Raw genomic sequence first — 15,527 nt, 5'->3', positions numbered from 1 at the left:
ATGGCCACCGCAAACTTAACGCCCCAATCGCTCCAGCAGTTTCTGATGAATACCACCAAAGCCGCCGTTACTCATCACCAGAATGGAATCTCCTGGCTGGGCTTCTTTCGCCACCATCTCTACCAGCGTATCGATATCCGCGCTCCACTTGGCTGGCTGGACACAGGCTTCCGCCACATCCGACACCTGCCACGGAATATGATGTGGCTGGAACAGGAACACGTTATCAGCACGGCCCAGTGACGGTGCCAAATCGTTTTTACTGACGCCCATCTTCATGGTGTTAGAGCGTGGCTCCAGCACTGCCAGAATGCGCGCCGTGCCACCGACTTTACTGCGCAGCGCCGCCAGCGTGGCGTGAATCGCCGTGGGGTGGTGTGCAAAGTCATCGTACACCTTGATGCCATTCGCCTCACCACGCAGTTCCAGGCGACGACGTGCATTGATAAAGCTGCTGAGCGCTTCACCTGCATCCACGGGTTTCACGCCCACGTGACGAGCGGCGGCAACCGCCATCAGCCCGTTGTGCATGTTGTGTTCGCCCACCAGCGCCCAGTTCACTTCGCCGACTTTCTCGCCGTCGAGCCAGATTTCCCAGTGTGATGAGTCCGGCGTCAATTTTTTCGCCTGCCAGTGACCGTTGTCGCCCACGGTTTCCTGCTCGCTCCAGCAGCCCATCGCCATCACCTGCTTGAGATTGTGATCGTGCTCTGGCAGCAGGATCTTACCCTGTCCCGGCACGATACGAATCAGGTGGTGGAACTGTTTCTGGATCGCACGCAGATCGTCAAAGATATCGGCGTGATCGAATTCGAGATTGTTGAGGATCAGGGTGCGCGGGCAGTAATGGACAAACTTAGAACGTTTGTCGAAGAACGCGCTGTCGTACTCATCCGCCTCAATGACGAAGAATGGACTTTTTCCTAATTTTGCCGAAACGTCGAAGTTTCCTGGCACACCACCGATGATAAAGCCCGGCTCAAGGCCACAGGCCTCCAGAATCCACGCTGCCATGCCTGCGGTGGTGGTTTTTCCGTGGGTGCCCGCCACAGCCAACACCCAACGATCGCGCAGCACGAAATCGTGCAGCCACTGTGGGCCTGACAGGTACGGAATGTTGCGTTCCAGTACCGCTTCCACACACGGATTGCCGCGCGTCATGGCGTTGCCAATGATCACTAAATCCGGCTGCGGAACAAGCTGACTGGCATCATAACCTTCTGTCAATTCAATGCCTTGCTGCTCCAGCAAGGTGCTCATCGGCGGGTAGACATTGGCGTCTGAACCGGTCACTTCGTGTCCCAGTGAACGGGCGAGCATCGCCAGTCCGCCCATGAAAGTGCCACAAATCCCAAGGATGTGAATACGCATAAAGAGACCCATTACTCAAAAGTTCGGCGCACAGTGTAACCCCGAGCAGAGTGGGAAGAAACGGATTAGGACTATGGTTTTTAAAGTTCAATCGGCTAAACTGCGCTCATACGTTGGTAGCGTGTTACAGCTGCTACCACTCCACCGTAGATTCAGGGAATGTGTTATGAAAACGTTAGGCGAATTCATCGTCGAGAAGCAACACGACTTTCCTCACGCCACAGGTGAACTGACGGCGCTGATTTCCTCCATCAAGCTTGGGGCTAAGATTATCCACCGCGACATTAACAAAGCGGGTCTGGTGGATATTCTCGGTGCCAGCGGCGTGGAAAACGTGCAGGGTGAACAGCAGATGAAGCTGGACCTGTTCGCGAATGAAAAACTGAAAGCTGCCCTGAAAGCGCGTGGCGTGGTTGCCGGTATCGCTTCTGAAGAAGAAGATGAGTTTGTCATCTTTGAAGGTTCAGAGGACGGTAAATATGTGGTGTTGATGGACCCACTGGATGGTTCTTCAAACATCGACGTTAACGTTTCCGTTGGTACCATTTTCTCTATCTATCACCGCATCAGTGAGCCGGGCACCCCGATCACCGAAGCGGACTTCATGCAGCCGGGCAACAAACAAGTCGCCGCCGGTTATGTGGTGTACGGTTCTTCCACCATGATGGTTTACACCACAGGTGTGGGCGTGCATGCGTTTACCTACGATCCGTCTCTCGGCGTGTTCTGCCTGAGCCACGAGCGCATGACCTTCCCAGAGAAAGGTTATACCTACTCGATCAACGAAGGTAACTACATTCGCTTCCCACAGGGCGTGAAGAAATACCTGAAATTCTGTCAGGAAGAAGATGTAGCGACCAAGCGCCCGTACACGTCGCGCTACATCGGTTCACTGGTGGCAGACTTCCACCGTAACCTGCTGAAAGGCGGCATCTATCTCTATCCAAGCACCGCCAGCCACCCGAAAGGCAAGCTGCGTCTGCTGTATGAGTGCAACCCAATGGCGTTCCTGGCGGAACAGGCCGGCGGTAAAGCCAGTGACGGTGAGCATCGTATCCTCGACATTCAGCCTGAAACGCTGCACCAGCGTTGCCCGTTCTTCTGCGGCAACGATGCGATGGTCGATGACGTTGAGCGCTTCATCCGTGAATTCCCGGACAGCCACGCGTAAGTTGTATTGATGTGAAAAAGCCCGCTCAATGTAGCGGGCTTTTTGTTGGCTCATTTCATCTTTCGTCTTTTTGCCTGACGGTCAATCAGCTCACCTTGTGGTGAGTAGTATCGGCTTGGCCATATCTCATTCGGTGCCACACCAATAGCTTCAGCAATCAGCCACTCACCTTTCGGCCACGATCGCGTTAAGGCATTGGCCAGCGTCGTTGAGCACAAACCCGCCTCGCGGGACACCGCAGCTAATGAAGTCCCTTTCTTTCGTAAGGCGGCAATAATATCGGCCTGATGCCAGTCCTGCTTGCTTTCACCCACGTCACTCTCCTTAGTTATCGTTATAGGTTCACTTAACGATACTACGTTACTCGTAGTATCTGACAAGCAGTAAATCTACGATTCTCGTAGTTATGAAACCAACCTCATCCCTGCAAGACACTTTCTGTAGACGCCTGAAACATGCGCGTCTTGCTAAGAATTTGTCGCAAAAAAGGTTGGGAATTGCAGCAGGAATAGAAGAGTTTTCCGCCAGCGCGCGTATCAATCGCTATGAAGTGGGGGTGCATCAGCCCGATTTGCTGACACTGCAATTACTGGCGAAGGCGCTGGATATCTCTGCCGCCTATTTTCTGGCTGAAGATGACCGATTAGCCGAGATGATCCTGCGCTTTTCTGAAGGTAAGAGTGGCAACGTGCCATAAGCACGTTGCCACCTGATTACGCGGCGACCACGCGGAACTGCGCCATCGACTCCTGCAACTGCTGCGACTGCGCTTCCAGTGACTGGGTGGCGGCGCTGGCTTCTTCCACCAGCGCGGCGTTCTGCTGCGCGGCTTCATCCATCTGCGTCACCGCCTGATTCACCTGCTCAATGCCACGACTCTGCTCTTCTGAGGCAATCGAAATCTCTTTCATCAGTGACGTCACGCGCATCACTTCAGTGGAGATCTCATCCATGGTTTCCCCCGCACGCGTGGCCATGTCGCTGCCCTCTTTGACGCGCGTCTGGGATTCACTGATCAGCTCGCGGATCTCTTTCGCGGCGGTGGCACTGCGCCCGGCCAGGGTGCGCACTTCGTTAGCGACCACGGCAAAACCACGCCCCTGCTCCCCGGCACGTGCGGCTTCAACCGATGCGTTAAGCGCGAGGATATTGGTCTGGAAAGCAATGCCGTCGATAACGCTAAGAATATCGCCGATGCGGTTCGAGCTTTGCGTGATCTCCTGCATCTTCTCCATCACGTAGCCCACTACTTCGGCACCGCGATCCGCGCTGGTCGAGACATTGCTGGCTAGCTGGTTTGCCTGCTGTGCGTTGCTGGCATTGAGACGTACCGTTGCAGTGAGCTGCTCCATGCTGGCCGCCGTCTGCTCCAGCGACGCCGCCGACTCTTCAGTGCGCTGTGACAAATGCACGGTGCCTGCCGCCAGTTCACGGCTGCCCACATCAATCTGCAAGCTGGCTTCACGCACCTGACTGACGGAATCACGCAACGCCAGCTGCATATCGGACAGTGCCTGATTAAGACGACCAATTTCATTGCTGCCCGCAGCGGGTAACGGCTGCGAGAGGTCGCCTGCCGCAATCTGCTCCAGATGCGCAATGGCGCTGTCGAGAGGACGCAGCAAAGATCGGCGTAACAGCTGCCAGGCCAGGACGATCAGCAGCAGCGTCAGTACCATCACCACGCCAATCATCACTTTCATCTGCACTTCGTTATCTGCCGCTTGCTGCAAACGCGCAGCGGAGACTTGATCGGCATACTGGCTGAAATCATTCACCGCTTTCGAGTAGTTGGCCGCCAGCTGCGACTGCTTCCCTTCCAGCACCTGATAATACTCATCGGTATACTGCTTTTTCAGAGCATCCATCATCGGCGTGATGCCCTCTTTGTCGTAGATGGCATAGGTTGCGACAACGGCGTCCGCCAAGGTTTTCCCCTGAGCGGTGACCGTGCCCGCATCGACAAAGGCTTTCAGTAAGGCGTGTGAGCTATCCACAGCGGCCTGCGCTTGATTGGTCACTTTCGTGCCGTCGTCCAACAAACCAATTTCGATTTTGCGTACCGCCAACGCCGCATTGGCGCGTGCACGCATCAGTTCAGAGCGGCTTTGATACAACTTGTTCAGCTCAATTCCCTGGATGCGGTTTAATGCGTCCAGTGATTGATTCCCAGCATTAATGGCATAAATACCCATGGCGCTGACGGCTAACAGCATCACCGTCATGATGGCCAACAACGCAAGCAAAGCGGTACGTATTGATAGTTGTCTGATCATGATCATTCCCGTGTGTATGGAAAAAGGCAGAACTCCACTGGCCCTAAAACGGAGAGATTATCGGCAGTTGATCACAGAAACTTTATCCAGAGTTGATAGTCATTCGGCTGGCAATCCCCTACTCTTCACCATGAATTACGTTTGACCGTAAAAAAATGAAAGGATAAATCGATGAAAAAATGGCTTTTACTCGCCTGTTTATGCACCTCGGGAATGGCGCTGGCGCAAACCCATCCGCAGGATCAGCAGCTACAACAGTGTCTGAACAAGGAATCGTCCACCGCGGGTATGTCGCAGTGCTACAGCGCGGCCAATAAGTCCTGGGATAAAGAGATGAATGTTCAGTACAACCAGGCAATGAAAAAATTAACCGGTGACGCTAAAGACAAATTACGCACTGCCCAGCGTGCGTGGCTGACATACCGCGACAGCTGGATGGATGCCAGCCGCAGCTATTTCCTGAGCAGCCAGGGCAGCATGGCGGCCCTTTCCGTGGGCGCACAAGGGGTCAACCTGGTGCGTAATCAGGCATTAATGTTGCAATCAATCAACAAAGGCAGTTGCGCCAATCCCGATGATTGTTGATAAATGGGGGCGTTAAAAAAACGTCAGCGCGGGCACTGATCCGCGCACCCATCCATCTACAGGGAGAAATCATGGCTGCTTATGCCTCTACCATCATTCTGGTTTGCCTCGCCGTTCTCAGCTATTTCGTGCACAACAGCGCTGTCACTATCTCGATACTGATCTTACTCGCCATCAAACTTACGCCGCTGTCGCAGTTCTTTCCGTATGTGGAAAAACAGGGCATTCAGATCGGTATCATTATTCTGACTGTGGCGGTAATGGCACCGCTGGCCAGTGGCACCTTGCCCGCGTCGTCACTGCTAAAGTCGTTTGCTAACTGGCAATCGATCGTGGCGATTATTGTCGGGGTGTTTGTTGCCTGGCTGGGCGGTCGTGGCGTCAGTTTTATGAGTGTGCAGCCATCGGTGATTGGCGGATTGTTGATCGGCACGGTGATTGGCGTGGCGTTTTTCCGTGGTGTCCCGGTCGGACCACTGATTGCTGCGGGGATTGTCTCGCTGTTTGTCACTGCTAAGTAGGCCGTTGGAGCATTCCTAAACGCCAAAAAGGGGGCATACTTTCAGAGTCAGTTGGCTATAATAGCCGTCACTCAACATACGACCAATGAAGGAAAGCCAGATGAGTTTGAACCAGGTGCCTGCAGGTAAAGAACTGCCAGAAGATATCTATGTCGTTATCGAGATCCCAGCGAACGCCGATCCGATCAAATATGAAGTGGACAAAGAGTCTGGCGCCCTGTTTGTAGACCGTTTCATGTCTACCGCCATGTTCTATCCGTGCAACTACGGTTACATCAACCACACCCTGTCTCTGGATGGTGATCCGGTTGACGTGCTGGTGCCAACCCCGTATCCACTGGTGCCGGGTTCTGTGATTCGCTGCCGTCCAGTTGGCGTGCTGAAAATGACCGACGAGTCTGGTGAAGATGCCAAACTGGTTGCGGTTCCGCACACCAAACTGAGCAAAGAATACGATCACATCAAAGATGTGAACGACCTGCCAGAACTGCTGAAAGCGCAGATCACCCACTTCTTCGAGCACTACAAAGACCTGGAAAAAGGCAAATGGGTGAAGGTTGACGGCTGGGACAACGCAGAAGCGGCCAAAGCTGAAATCATCTCTTCTTTCGAGCGCGCTCAGAAGAAATAATCGAGTCCTGGTGCGCATGAATGCGCACCCTACAATGTAGGGTGCACATGCCACGATCGGATGATAAAAAAACACCGTCCATTGGACGGTGTTTTTATTTATGCCTCGGTATCCTCGTCGCGTTTTAGCCAGTCACCACTCGCGATGCGGGTGCGACCAGCTATCGAACGCTGATACACATACAGCCAGGCACTGCCGTAAGGCGTCTGGATAAGTTGGCGTTTGTATTCGCCATTCTTGGTGCGCAAGGCATCAAGTTCGCCGAGCGTGCTGGCATCGATGCGATAAACCTCGCAACAGACCTTGCCCTCACCCTCAACCACGCCCGGATAGTGCCCCAGATTGTAGAGATCGAACCCTTCAATCTGATGGTCGCCGAGCCATTGCGCATTCGTCATCCAATGACTGTTTCCCTGTTTGCGCCGTAAACTGCCGTAGACAATTATTCGCATTGCTAAAACTCAAACTGATAGAGCAAATCCAGTGCCTGATCGAGACCCGACACGGCTTCTAAATAGAGTTTGGGCATCAGGCGATAACGCAAGGTTAAAGTCGCCAGTGAATCAAATATGCCGACACCGTATTTTACTTGTAGACCCGGCAGTACATAACCACTCACCTGCACCTGCTGGCTGTCGCCCACGCCGGTGGTATCAAGGGCAAGGTTACTTACGCCGAATGTCTCGCCGATTTTACCCATAACCTGACCACTTTGTGCAACCCCTAACCCTACAAGTGCTGAAGTTAATGCATTGCTGTCACCGTCACTGCTCAGTCCCTGGCCGCGTAACAGGTAAGAAAGTGCTTCCTGTTGCGACATTGCCGGGTCAGAGAACACCTCCACTTTCGGTTCATCCGCTAAGCCGGTGACACGGATGCCAGCCGTGACATCATCTTCGGTTGCCTCTGGATTACGTATCGCCTCCAGATTCACATACGGCTGATCCGGTGGTCCAGCAAACTGCAGCTCCCCTTTGCGCACAATCAAATCCTGTCCATAGGCGTGGAAACGGCCATCCGGAATATTGATTTGCCCGTTCAGGCCCAGGCCGTTTTTATCCTGCACCAGTTTGAGGTCGCCGTTCAGTTTAGCTTTCAGACCAAAAGCAGAGAGGCGCACATCGTTGCCAACGTGGATCACCAGGTTGCTGTTGATCGGAATCGCCGCCGTCTTCGGCTGTATCGGTTTCAGATCTTTATCCAGCATCACCTCATCGGAAGAGACACCGGTAGCGCTCTCTGGCACTTCCTGCACCGTGATACGCGCCCAGGGAATATCAACCTTGCCATCAAGATTAAACGCGGCTGGCGTGGCCTCGAATACCAGATCCGGTGATACATCCATACGTACCATCGGCGGCACCGTTACGCGGATACGGCTGCCCTGGGCTGTCACACGGGCACGCCAGTTATCCAGTTGGCTCCAGTCGGCATTACCACCCAGGTTCAGGTTGCCCTGCGTGGTTTGCAACAGGCCGTTGAGCGTGGAGCTCATGCCGTTAAACACCATATTCAGGTTGGCGGAGGTGAGCGAAACCGGCATAAAGCTGGCCTGCACATTCACATCGCTCAATCCCAACTGGCCAAACACCTGCGGCTGCTGCAACGAACCGCCCAGACGCAGATTGCTGTTGAGATTGCCTTTGATCTTCTCACCCTGCATCAACGCCGGGTTGAACATCGCCAGTGACAGATTGCTGATGCCCACGTTCCCTGACAGCAATCGGCGGTTTTGCGGATCGGCAATCTGCACGTTACCGCTCAACTGACCGTTGTTAACGATGTGGATCAGCCAGTCGAGTTGTGCCCGTCCATTACGCATCGCCGCATTGAGGTTGAGCGTATCGAAAGCAATTGGCAGCGTGTTGCCCTGCACATCCTGCTCCATTTTCACCCCGTTGCCTTTGAGCGATACGGTGCCAGTAGGCAGCGCGCCATCGGCGGTCCAGTTCACCCGCGCATCACCGCTGAATACGCCGTTAAGCTTGGTGGCATCGGTGAGGAAGGGTTTGATCATCGCCAAATCGAAGCGATTGAGTACCACATGGGCATGACCGCTTGGCCCTGCTTCAATCGGTTCTGGGACGCAGACTTGTGCATTCGGGTTCTGCCAACAGTGAGGCCCGATAGTCGCAGTCTGCTTGCTGTTGAGATAATCAATCGCCATGGCGCGCGTCAGACGCCATTCACCCACCGGCGTGTCAAAGTGGGTATTGTTGAGATTGCCCTGCCAGCGTTGGGTTTGACGATCAAAGCTGCCGTTCAGTGCCAACTGACCAGAAACCGGCTCGCCTTGTACGTTCAGCTTCAGCTGATGCTGTTTCTCGTTGCCGTCGGCATTCAGCGTCAGCAGGTTGATCTTCAGCGCATCCTGTTGCAGTTGCTCGACGCGCAGTTGCAGCTTACCGGCAATCTGCTCGCTGGATTTCACATCACCTTGCAGCGCCACGCGTTGAATATGCAACTGCTGCCAGCGTAAGCCGGTTGCCGTCAGGTCCGCCAGTAATTGCGGCGCCTTCAAGGTTCCTCGCGCTTTTACTGTGCCTTTCGCCACCCCACCGAGGCCTGGCAGCGCGTTGTCCAGCTGCGGCGCATCAATGTTGGCATCCAGATTGAGTGCATCGCCCAGTTCACCCTTCACATCCAGATGGTTGCGGCCCAGCGCAATGTTGATACCGGGGATTTTCCACTGGTTGTAGCTGTTGCCGGTGAGCGAACCTTTCGCGCTGACCAGGTTCTGCTTCACGTTGCCCTTCAGCTCCAGCTGCGGCACGCTGAGCTGCCAGCTACCGCCATACAGGCTGCCACGCGTGGCAATTTTGCCGTCGAGTTTGGCAGGCCAGTCTGGATACTGTTTGGCAGTGTTGATACCCGACAGCGTCAGTTCACTGCGCCAGCTGATGGCTTTGCTCCAGTCCACCAGCGCCGTCAAATCCACGTTGCCCTGTAGCGCCGCGATACGCAGCTTATCAAGATTGAACTGCTGCACATTGCCTTTACCGTCCAGCGCCAGAGTGGCAGGCGGCACGCCTTCACCCTTCACGGCGGTGCGCAGCGACATCACATAGTCAGTGGCTTTGCCTCTGAACTGATAATCGAGGTTATCGGCCTGATACTGCACCGGGCCAGTCAACGGCCAGCGCAGTTGCGGACTGGTGAGTTTGAGCGACAGCGGTAACCCGGCCACCGCCGGTTGTGCAGCGGCATCCAGCTGTGCCTGCACCGGTCCGGAGAGATTCAGCCCCAGCTTGAGTTCTTCACGCATCGCCCCGCTGAGGTTCATTTTGATCTTCTCACCCTTGATAGGGTCAAGATTCAGGGAACCATTGAGAGTGAAGTTCACTGGCCAGTTATCGGCCAGCTGCGCGTCACCGCTGGCGTTAACCTGCCCTTGCGGTGAATCGACATCAAAGGTTTCCAGTTGCAGATGGCGATCGGCGGTTTTGGCTTTCAGCAACAGACGCGTGATGGAGACATCAGTGTCACCGGTCAGGCGCAACTGCTCGCCAAGCAGTTCCTGTACGGTGATATCCAACGGCAGTTGGAAATCTGGCAATTCTGGCAGCAGCGGTTTGGCAAACATCTCTTGCAGGGTTTCACCCAGCGGCTTTTCATCTGGCTGCGGCTGCTGCACTTTTGGCTGCACCACTTGCTCATCGACCACTTTCGCCGCTTTCGGCAGCGCAATCAGCAGGCTTTGGATATGCGTCGGCGTTAACGTCAGCGCACGGCCCTGCCAGTTCAGGCCGGTGGTGAAATCCAACAGCGAGATCGCCGTATCATCCACTTTGACGTTGATGTTATGCAGGCCAACTTTGTTCAGGGTGATCGGATATGGCGTACTCAGGTTGGTGCTACCGCTTTCTTCTTGCGGAGGCGGAGCAGCGGCCGGGGCCATTTTCTTGCTATCGACCACCACGCTGACGTCCTGCAAGCCAATGTCGTTGACACAGACTGAGGAGTGCAGCAGGCAATTGAGATTCAGCGCCAGGTGGAAGCGCCCCGCGTCGACACTCACGCCTGGCATCTCATATTTCACGCCGCTCAGCGTGAGATCACGCCAGCCGCCTTCGACTTTGTTAATCGATAAACCCGGCACCCAACGATCGGCGCCTTTGAGTAACAGATGCAATCCCGGCGTAGTGCCAATCAGAAACGCCACGCTGCCAAACAGCACCACCAGAAAAATACCGAATCCAATCAGGACCTTTTTCCACAGCTTCATAGTTCAGGCCCCAGTCCTACATAGAATTGCAAACCGTGTTCCTTGTCATCGCCAATTGGACGTGCGATATCGAATTTGATCGGCCCCACAGGAGAAGCCCAGCGCACGCCGACACCCGCGCCGGTTTTGAAATCACTCTGTTTGATGTCATTCACCGCTTCACCGGAATCGACAAACACCGCGCCCCACCATTTGCCGGTCACGTTGTATTGATACTCCAGCGAGCCGGTGGCCATTTTGGAGGCCCCGGTCAATTTGCCGTCGCTGTCACGCGGCGAGACATCTTTGTATTTGTAGCCGCGAATACTGCGATCGCCACCGGCGAAGAAGCGCAGATCCGGCGGGACTTTGTCGAAGTCGTTGGTTTCGATCCAGCCGAGATTGCCACGTACCACAAAGCGGTTTTTCTCGCCCAGCATGCGGATCCAGACGTTTTGCGCCTGCAGGATCAGGAAGTCAACATCCGAACCCCAGGTGGTATCAGAGACATCCACCGAGTAACGCTGCGAGTCGCCCCAGGTGGGCATCAGGCCACCGCGCGAACGCGTGCGGCTCAAACTCACGCCCGGATAGAGCAGCATCGTGGTGTTGGTGACGCTACCTTGGGTAAAGTGGTCGAGACTCCATTTCAGATTAACCGCGCGCTGCCAGCCGGAGCTGCTGTCCCAGTTGCGGGAGACGCCCAGCGTGGTGGTATCGGCTTTGGTATCGTTGAGATCGGTGCGCTTCAGGCCGCCGGAGAAGGTGTAGTACTGTTCCAGCGGGCTTTTTAACAGCGGCACTTTATAGCTGAGGTCCAACTGCTGTTCGGGAGCAGAAATATAGGAGCTGGCGGTCAGGCTGTGGCCACTGCTGTTGATCCACGGCTTTTTCCAGGTGCCTTTCAAACGTGGCCCGACGTCGGTGGAATAGCCCACACCGGCTTCAATGGTGTTTTCCACGCGCGGCGAGACGGCTGCATTGAGCGGCAGCACTTTGGTCTGGCGACCTTTATCAAATTCCGGGGCCACCACCACCGAGTTAAACCAGCCCGTGGCGGATAAACGACGGTTCAGCTCCGCTAAATCACGCGAGCTATAGGGATCGCCTTTTTTAAACGGCACCAGATTACGCAGATAGGCTTCGTTGATTTGCGAGCCCTGGAAGCTGACATCGCCAAAACGGTAGCGTGGACCGCTGTCGTAATCGATGTCCCAGAAAGCTTCGCGTCTTTCGACCGAAACGCCAAGCTGGCTTTGCTTAAAGTCACCGTCGAAGTAACCATTACGCAGTGCCAGGCTGGAGAAGCCGTTTTTAAATTTATCGTATTCGCCGTGATTCAGTTGGGTGCCGACTTTCGGCGTGCCCTGTTTCACCCAGGCTTTGTAATCATCATCATTTTTAGCGGCGCCCTCGACCACGATGTGGCTACCGCCGATCTTCACTGGCTCACCCGGTTTCACATGAGCAATCAACACCGGTCTACCACCCTGCGGCGGAGCAGGACGGGACTCAAAATCGATCTCGGGTTCGTAGTAACCCAGCGCACGCAAACCTTCTTTGATCGCCTGCGAAACACGCGCCTGGAAACGCCCGTCGCTCGACACCTCGTCCGTACCAATGGTGGACAAGCGCGCCCTGACGTTCTTCTGTAAATCCCCGGTTAATCCTTCAAGCTGCAAGCGCACTTTCGCTGCCTCAACGGCAGGCGCAGCAAGCAACAGGCTGGCCAGACAATAAATATGCAATCGTGGCACGTTTACTCCTGTTAATAATGCCTGCCCCTAATTCCGCAGGGGCGTTAATGCTCATAGGAGGCTATCACCACCACTCGCTTACCCATCAGCATAGCCGCTCTTTTCGGCGCATAGCTGAGGAAAAATGGTCACTAAGCCAAATCATTTCCTATTGTCGGTAAATGGCGGGGCCGATACAACAACGAAGCCGCAGTTCTGTGCCTGACAGCGGTGCACTCGGATTAATCCTGGCCTTCGATGCGCGCCTCTGGCGGCATGATAAGCGCTGCTGCTATAATCAGCACCCAGCAGGCATGACCTGCTTTCCTTTCTGCCCCGACGCTAACGTTCCTTGTCGAAATGGCGCAGACATTTTTGGCACGGATAGCCCTGTATCACGGGTGAGTACTGGATGTACGCCCGCGCTGCCCAGGCCAAAAATGACAAGTGATTAACCCAACGGATCTTTTATGCTCGATAGCTTACTTGTCATTCTTTTACTGATTGTGATCAGCTCATTCTTTTCTCTTTCAGAGATTTCGCTGGCGGCTGCCCGTAAAATCAAACTTAAACTACTGGCCGATGAAGGCAACATTAATGCCCAGCGCGTGCTGAAAATGCAGGAACAACCTGGCATGTTCTTCACCGTGGTGCAGATTGGCCTGAACGCGGTGGCGATCCTTGGCGGTATTGTCGGTGATGCCGCGTTCTCACCCGCCTTCAGCAGCCTGTTTAGCCGTTTCATGTCTCCCGAACTGGCCGATCAGTTGAGCTTTATCTGCTCGTTCACCGTTGTCACCAGCCTGTTCATCCTGTTCGCAGATTTAACACCTAAACGCGTGGGGATGATTGCGCCGGAAGCGGTGGCATTGCGCATCATCAATCCAATGCGCTTCTGCTTGCTGATCATGCGTCCGCTGGTGTGGCTGTTTAACGGTCTGGCGAACGTGTTCTTCCGCATCTTCAAATTACCGATGGTGCGCAAAGACGACATCACCTCGGATGATATCTATGCGGTGGTGGAAGCGGGCGCACTGGCGGGGGTACTGCGTAAGCAGGAGCACGAACTGATCGAGAACGTGTTTGAGCTGGAATCGCGCACCGTGCCCTCTTCTATGACATCCCGCGAGAACATCGTCTGGTTTGATCTGCATGAAGATGAAAACAGCCTGAAAACCAAAATCGCTGAACATCCGCACTCTAAATTCCTGGTGTGTGACGGCGACATCGATCACATCGTCGGTTATGTGGATTCCAAAGAGCTGCTGCTGCGTGTGCTGGGTAACCAGAGTATGACGCTCAGCAGCGGCGTGCAGATCCGCTCCGCGTTGATTGTGCCGGACACACTGACCCTCTCCGAAGCGCTGGAAAGTTTTAAAACCGCCGGTGAAGACTTCGCGGTGATCATGAACGAATACGCGTTGGTGGTAGGTATCATCACCCTGAACGATGTGATGACCACCTTAATGGGCGATTTGGTGGGCCAGGGTCAGGAAGAGCAGATTGTCGCGCGTGATGAAAATTCATGGCTGGTCGAAGGCGGCACACCAATTGATGACGTGATGCGCGTGCTGGATATTGATGATTTCCCGCAGTCCGGTAACTATGAAACCATCGGCGGCTTTATGATGTATATGCTGCGTAAAATCCCGAAACGCACCGATTTCGTGAAGTTCTCAGGCTATAAGTTTGAAGTAGTGGATATCGACAGTTACCGCATCGACCAGTTGCTGGTCACGCGTATTGACGACCGACCGCCAGTGCTGAATGTCACTAAGAGTGCGACGGATGAGCTTGAGTCACCGTAGGGTGATGAGCTGAAAAAACAAGGCGCGATAAATCGCGCCGCTACAGGGCGCCTGACTTCATGGCGCCCTTTCTTTTTGTTGCTTAATTGTACTCGGCTTGCAGTCGCAACACCTGGCGATTGATTTCTGACATCACGCTGAGATGCTGCTTATCTTTGACGCGTGGCAACATCACTTTGCCTTTATCAAACTCAAACGCGCCAACATCCTTGATGTACAACCTTCCTTTAAATAGCGTCTTTACATATTTCGCAATTTGCAGCGGATTATAGCGCTGGAAGATTTTCATGCTGTCTAACTCCTGAACAGATGGAATACGCTTCGCCGTTGCCAAATTCGGTACGAGCCCATGAAGCGCAAATGAGGCATAACTATAGAACACCCTGCGTTACGTATGTTCCGAAAAAGTGAATTTTTTACTGAATTGACACATCATTACAGAACACTCTGTTATGCCGTTCACAAAACACAGTATAAACCTTCACTCATTAAGGAATTGTGGCGTGGGTTGCAAAGCTGTTAACTCATCGCGACAGGCGCATCATCCACGCCTAATATTGCAGAAACATGAATAACTGGTCGGATCACTAAGGAGCATCAACATGCGTTTGGCACATTCTTTAATAGCACTGGCACTGTTGTTACCGGGGCTCGTCTCAGCCCACGCGTTGAAGCTGGGCGACCGCGTCCCGCCGGTTGGCGTGAGTGACAGAGGTGAGCTGCTTTATCAACAAGATAAGTTTAGCTACCAGCCGTGGAATAGCGCGCAGCTGAGTGGAAAAGTGCGAGTCATCTTACATATTGCCGGGCGCTCGTCGGCTAAAGAGCAGAATGCCGCGTTGATTGAAGCGATTAAAGCCGCGAAATTCCCGCACGATCGTTATCAGACCACCACCATCGTCAATACCGACGATGCCATTCCCGGTACCGGCATGTTTGTGCGCAGCAGCATTGAGAGCAATAAGCAGCAATATCCGTGGTCGCAGTTTATCGTCGACAGCAATGGCAACGTACGTAAAGTCTGGCAGTTGGAGAAAGGCGGCTCTGCCATTGTGGTGTTGGATAAAACCGGCCATGTGCGTTACGCCAAAGAGGGCGCATTGACGCAGGATGAAGTGCAGCAGGCGATGACGTTGATCCGTGAGTTGTTGCAATAAAAACAAAGGTCGCCCTAAATGGCGACCCTACAAGGTTTACGTAAGGTGCGCATTCATGCGCACCAGG

14 protein-coding genes are annotated in these 15,527 nt (G+C 54.1%); 7 read left to right on the top strand and 7 right to left on the bottom strand.

The window, feature by feature from the left end:
• Positions 1-15: 15 nt before the first annotated feature.
• Positions 16-1,371 carry a UDP-N-acetylmuramate:L-alanyl-gamma-D-glutamyl-meso-diaminopimelate ligase gene (gene mpl, locus LK04_RS01515; protein WP_039331408.1) on the bottom strand — a complete coding sequence of 452 codons (1,356 nt, stop codon included), beginning with the start codon at positions 1,369-1,371 and terminating at the stop codon, positions 16-18.
• Positions 1,372-1,537: 166 nt separating this feature from the next.
• Here mpl and fbp point away from each other — a divergent pair, with 166 nt between their 5' ends.
• The gene (gene fbp / locus LK04_RS01510; protein WP_039331410.1) at positions 1,538-2,542 is read left to right on the top strand and encodes a class 1 fructose-bisphosphatase; all 1,005 of its coding nucleotides are present in this window, start codon (positions 1,538-1,540) and stop codon (positions 2,540-2,542) included.
• A gap of 50 nt (positions 2,543-2,592) precedes the next feature.
• Here fbp and LK04_RS01505 read toward each other — a convergent pair whose 3' ends face one another.
• Positions 2,593-2,856 (bottom strand): helix-turn-helix domain-containing protein, encoded by a 264-nt coding sequence (locus LK04_RS01505; protein WP_039331412.1) that lies wholly within the window; start codon positions 2,854-2,856, stop codon positions 2,593-2,595.
• 161 nt (positions 2,857-3,017) lie between these two features.
• On the opposite strand from LK04_RS01505, the gene LK04_RS01500 reads away from it, so the two are divergent.
• The gene (locus LK04_RS01500) at positions 3,018-3,239 is read left to right on the top strand and encodes a helix-turn-helix transcriptional regulator (protein WP_324609337.1); all 222 of its coding nucleotides are present in this window, start codon (positions 3,018-3,020) and stop codon (positions 3,237-3,239) included.
• 16 nt (positions 3,240-3,255) lie between these two features.
• On the opposite strand, the gene LK04_RS01495 is transcribed toward LK04_RS01500, so the two are convergent.
• Entirely contained in the window at positions 3,256-4,815 is a 1,560-nt protein-coding gene (locus tag LK04_RS01495) for a methyl-accepting chemotaxis protein (protein ID WP_039331589.1), read from the bottom strand.
• A gap of 174 nt (positions 4,816-4,989) precedes the next feature.
• Here LK04_RS01495 and LK04_RS01490 point away from each other — a divergent pair, with 174 nt between their 5' ends.
• The 3 genes from LK04_RS01490 to ppa all read left to right on the top strand — a co-directional run bounded on the left by LK04_RS01490 (position 4,990) and on the right by ppa (position 6,555).
• Positions 4,990-5,403 carry a lysozyme inhibitor LprI family protein gene (locus LK04_RS01490; protein WP_039331415.1) on the top strand — a complete coding sequence of 138 codons (414 nt, stop codon included), beginning with the start codon at positions 4,990-4,992 and terminating at the stop codon, positions 5,401-5,403.
• Between the two features lie 71 nt (positions 5,404-5,474).
• Positions 5,475-5,924 (top strand): DUF441 domain-containing protein, encoded by a 450-nt coding sequence (locus LK04_RS01485; protein WP_038644476.1) that lies wholly within the window; start codon positions 5,475-5,477, stop codon positions 5,922-5,924.
• Positions 5,925-6,024: 100 nt separating this feature from the next.
• Complete coding sequence (ppa, locus tag LK04_RS01480; protein ID WP_039331418.1) at positions 6,025-6,555, top strand: inorganic diphosphatase; 531 nt, start codon at positions 6,025-6,027, stop codon at positions 6,553-6,555.
• A 98-nt stretch (positions 6,556-6,653) separates the two neighbouring features.
• Here ppa and LK04_RS01475 read toward each other — a convergent pair whose 3' ends face one another.
• From LK04_RS01475 to tamA, 3 genes are read right to left on the bottom strand one after another with little or no spacing between them, the layout of a single operon-like run.
• The gene (locus tag LK04_RS01475; RefSeq protein ID WP_039331420.1) at positions 6,654-7,007 is read right to left on the bottom strand and encodes a gamma-glutamylcyclotransferase family protein; all 354 of its coding nucleotides are present in this window, start codon (positions 7,005-7,007) and stop codon (positions 6,654-6,656) included.
• 2 nt (positions 7,008-7,009) lie between these two features.
• A complete protein-coding gene (gene tamB, locus LK04_RS01470; RefSeq protein WP_039331422.1) occupies positions 7,010-10,780 on the bottom strand; it encodes an autotransporter assembly complex protein TamB in 3,771 nt (1,256 codons plus the stop codon).
• A complete protein-coding gene (gene tamA / locus LK04_RS01465) occupies positions 10,777-12,516 on the bottom strand; it encodes an autotransporter assembly complex protein TamA (protein ID WP_038644462.1) in 1,740 nt (579 codons plus the stop codon). Before tamA ends, tamB begins: the two co-directional genes overlap by 4 nt.
• Before the next feature lie 449 nt (positions 12,517-12,965).
• Here tamA and LK04_RS01460 point away from each other — a divergent pair, with 449 nt between their 5' ends.
• Positions 12,966-14,303, top strand: a complete 1,338-nt coding sequence (locus tag LK04_RS01460) for a hemolysin family protein (protein WP_039331425.1) — start codon at positions 12,966-12,968, stop codon at positions 14,301-14,303.
• Positions 14,304-14,385: 82 nt separating this feature from the next.
• Here LK04_RS01460 and LK04_RS01455 read toward each other — a convergent pair whose 3' ends face one another.
• The gene (locus LK04_RS01455) at positions 14,386-14,592 is read right to left on the bottom strand and encodes a DUF1107 domain-containing protein (RefSeq protein ID WP_031280153.1); all 207 of its coding nucleotides are present in this window, start codon (positions 14,590-14,592) and stop codon (positions 14,386-14,388) included.
• 313 nt (positions 14,593-14,905) lie between these two features.
• Between LK04_RS01455 and LK04_RS01450 the strand changes: the two genes are divergently transcribed.
• Positions 14,906-15,460: a YtfJ family protein gene (locus tag LK04_RS01450; protein ID WP_039331428.1), complete on the top strand. Its 555-nt coding sequence runs from the start codon at positions 14,906-14,908 to the stop codon at positions 15,458-15,460.
• The last annotated feature ends 67 nt before the right edge of the window (positions 15,461-15,527 follow it).

Origin of the sequence: Pantoea vagans, from assembly GCF_001506165.1 — a bacterium.
In the GTDB taxonomy this organism is placed as follows: Bacteria; Pseudomonadota; Gammaproteobacteria; order Enterobacterales; family Enterobacteriaceae; genus Pantoea; species Pantoea vagans_C.
The sequence above is the reverse complement of the archived record's forward strand: the minus strand, read 5'-3'. Positions and strand labels throughout refer to the sequence as shown.

Excerpts from the sequence above, each read along its gene's own strand:
- ppa (WP_039331418.1), top strand. The coding sequence starts at position 6,025 with ATGAGTTTGAACCAGGTGCCTGCAGGTAAAGAACTGCCAGAAGATATC.
- LK04_RS01460 (WP_039331425.1), top strand. The coding sequence starts at position 12,966 with ATGCTCGATAGCTTACTTGTCATTCTTTTACTGATTGTGATCAGCTCA.
- tamB (WP_039331422.1), bottom strand. The coding sequence starts at position 10,780 with ATGAAGCTGTGGAAAAAGGTCCTGATTGGATTCGGTATTTTTCTGGTG.
- LK04_RS01455 (WP_031280153.1), bottom strand. The coding sequence starts at position 14,592 with ATGAAAATCTTCCAGCGCTATAATCCGCTGCAAATTGCGAAATATGTA.
- fbp (WP_039331410.1), top strand. The coding sequence starts at position 1,538 with ATGAAAACGTTAGGCGAATTCATCGTCGAGAAGCAACACGACTTTCCT.
- LK04_RS01450 (WP_039331428.1), top strand. The coding sequence starts at position 14,906 with ATGCGTTTGGCACATTCTTTAATAGCACTGGCACTGTTGTTACCGGGG.
- LK04_RS01485 (WP_038644476.1), top strand. The coding sequence starts at position 5,475 with ATGGCTGCTTATGCCTCTACCATCATTCTGGTTTGCCTCGCCGTTCTC.
- mpl (WP_039331408.1), bottom strand. The coding sequence starts at position 1,371 with ATGCGTATTCACATCCTTGGGATTTGTGGCACTTTCATGGGCGGACTG.
- LK04_RS01475 (WP_039331420.1), bottom strand. The coding sequence starts at position 7,007 with ATGCGAATAATTGTCTACGGCAGTTTACGGCGCAAACAGGGAAACAGT.
- LK04_RS01490 (WP_039331415.1), top strand. The coding sequence starts at position 4,990 with ATGAAAAAATGGCTTTTACTCGCCTGTTTATGCACCTCGGGAATGGCG.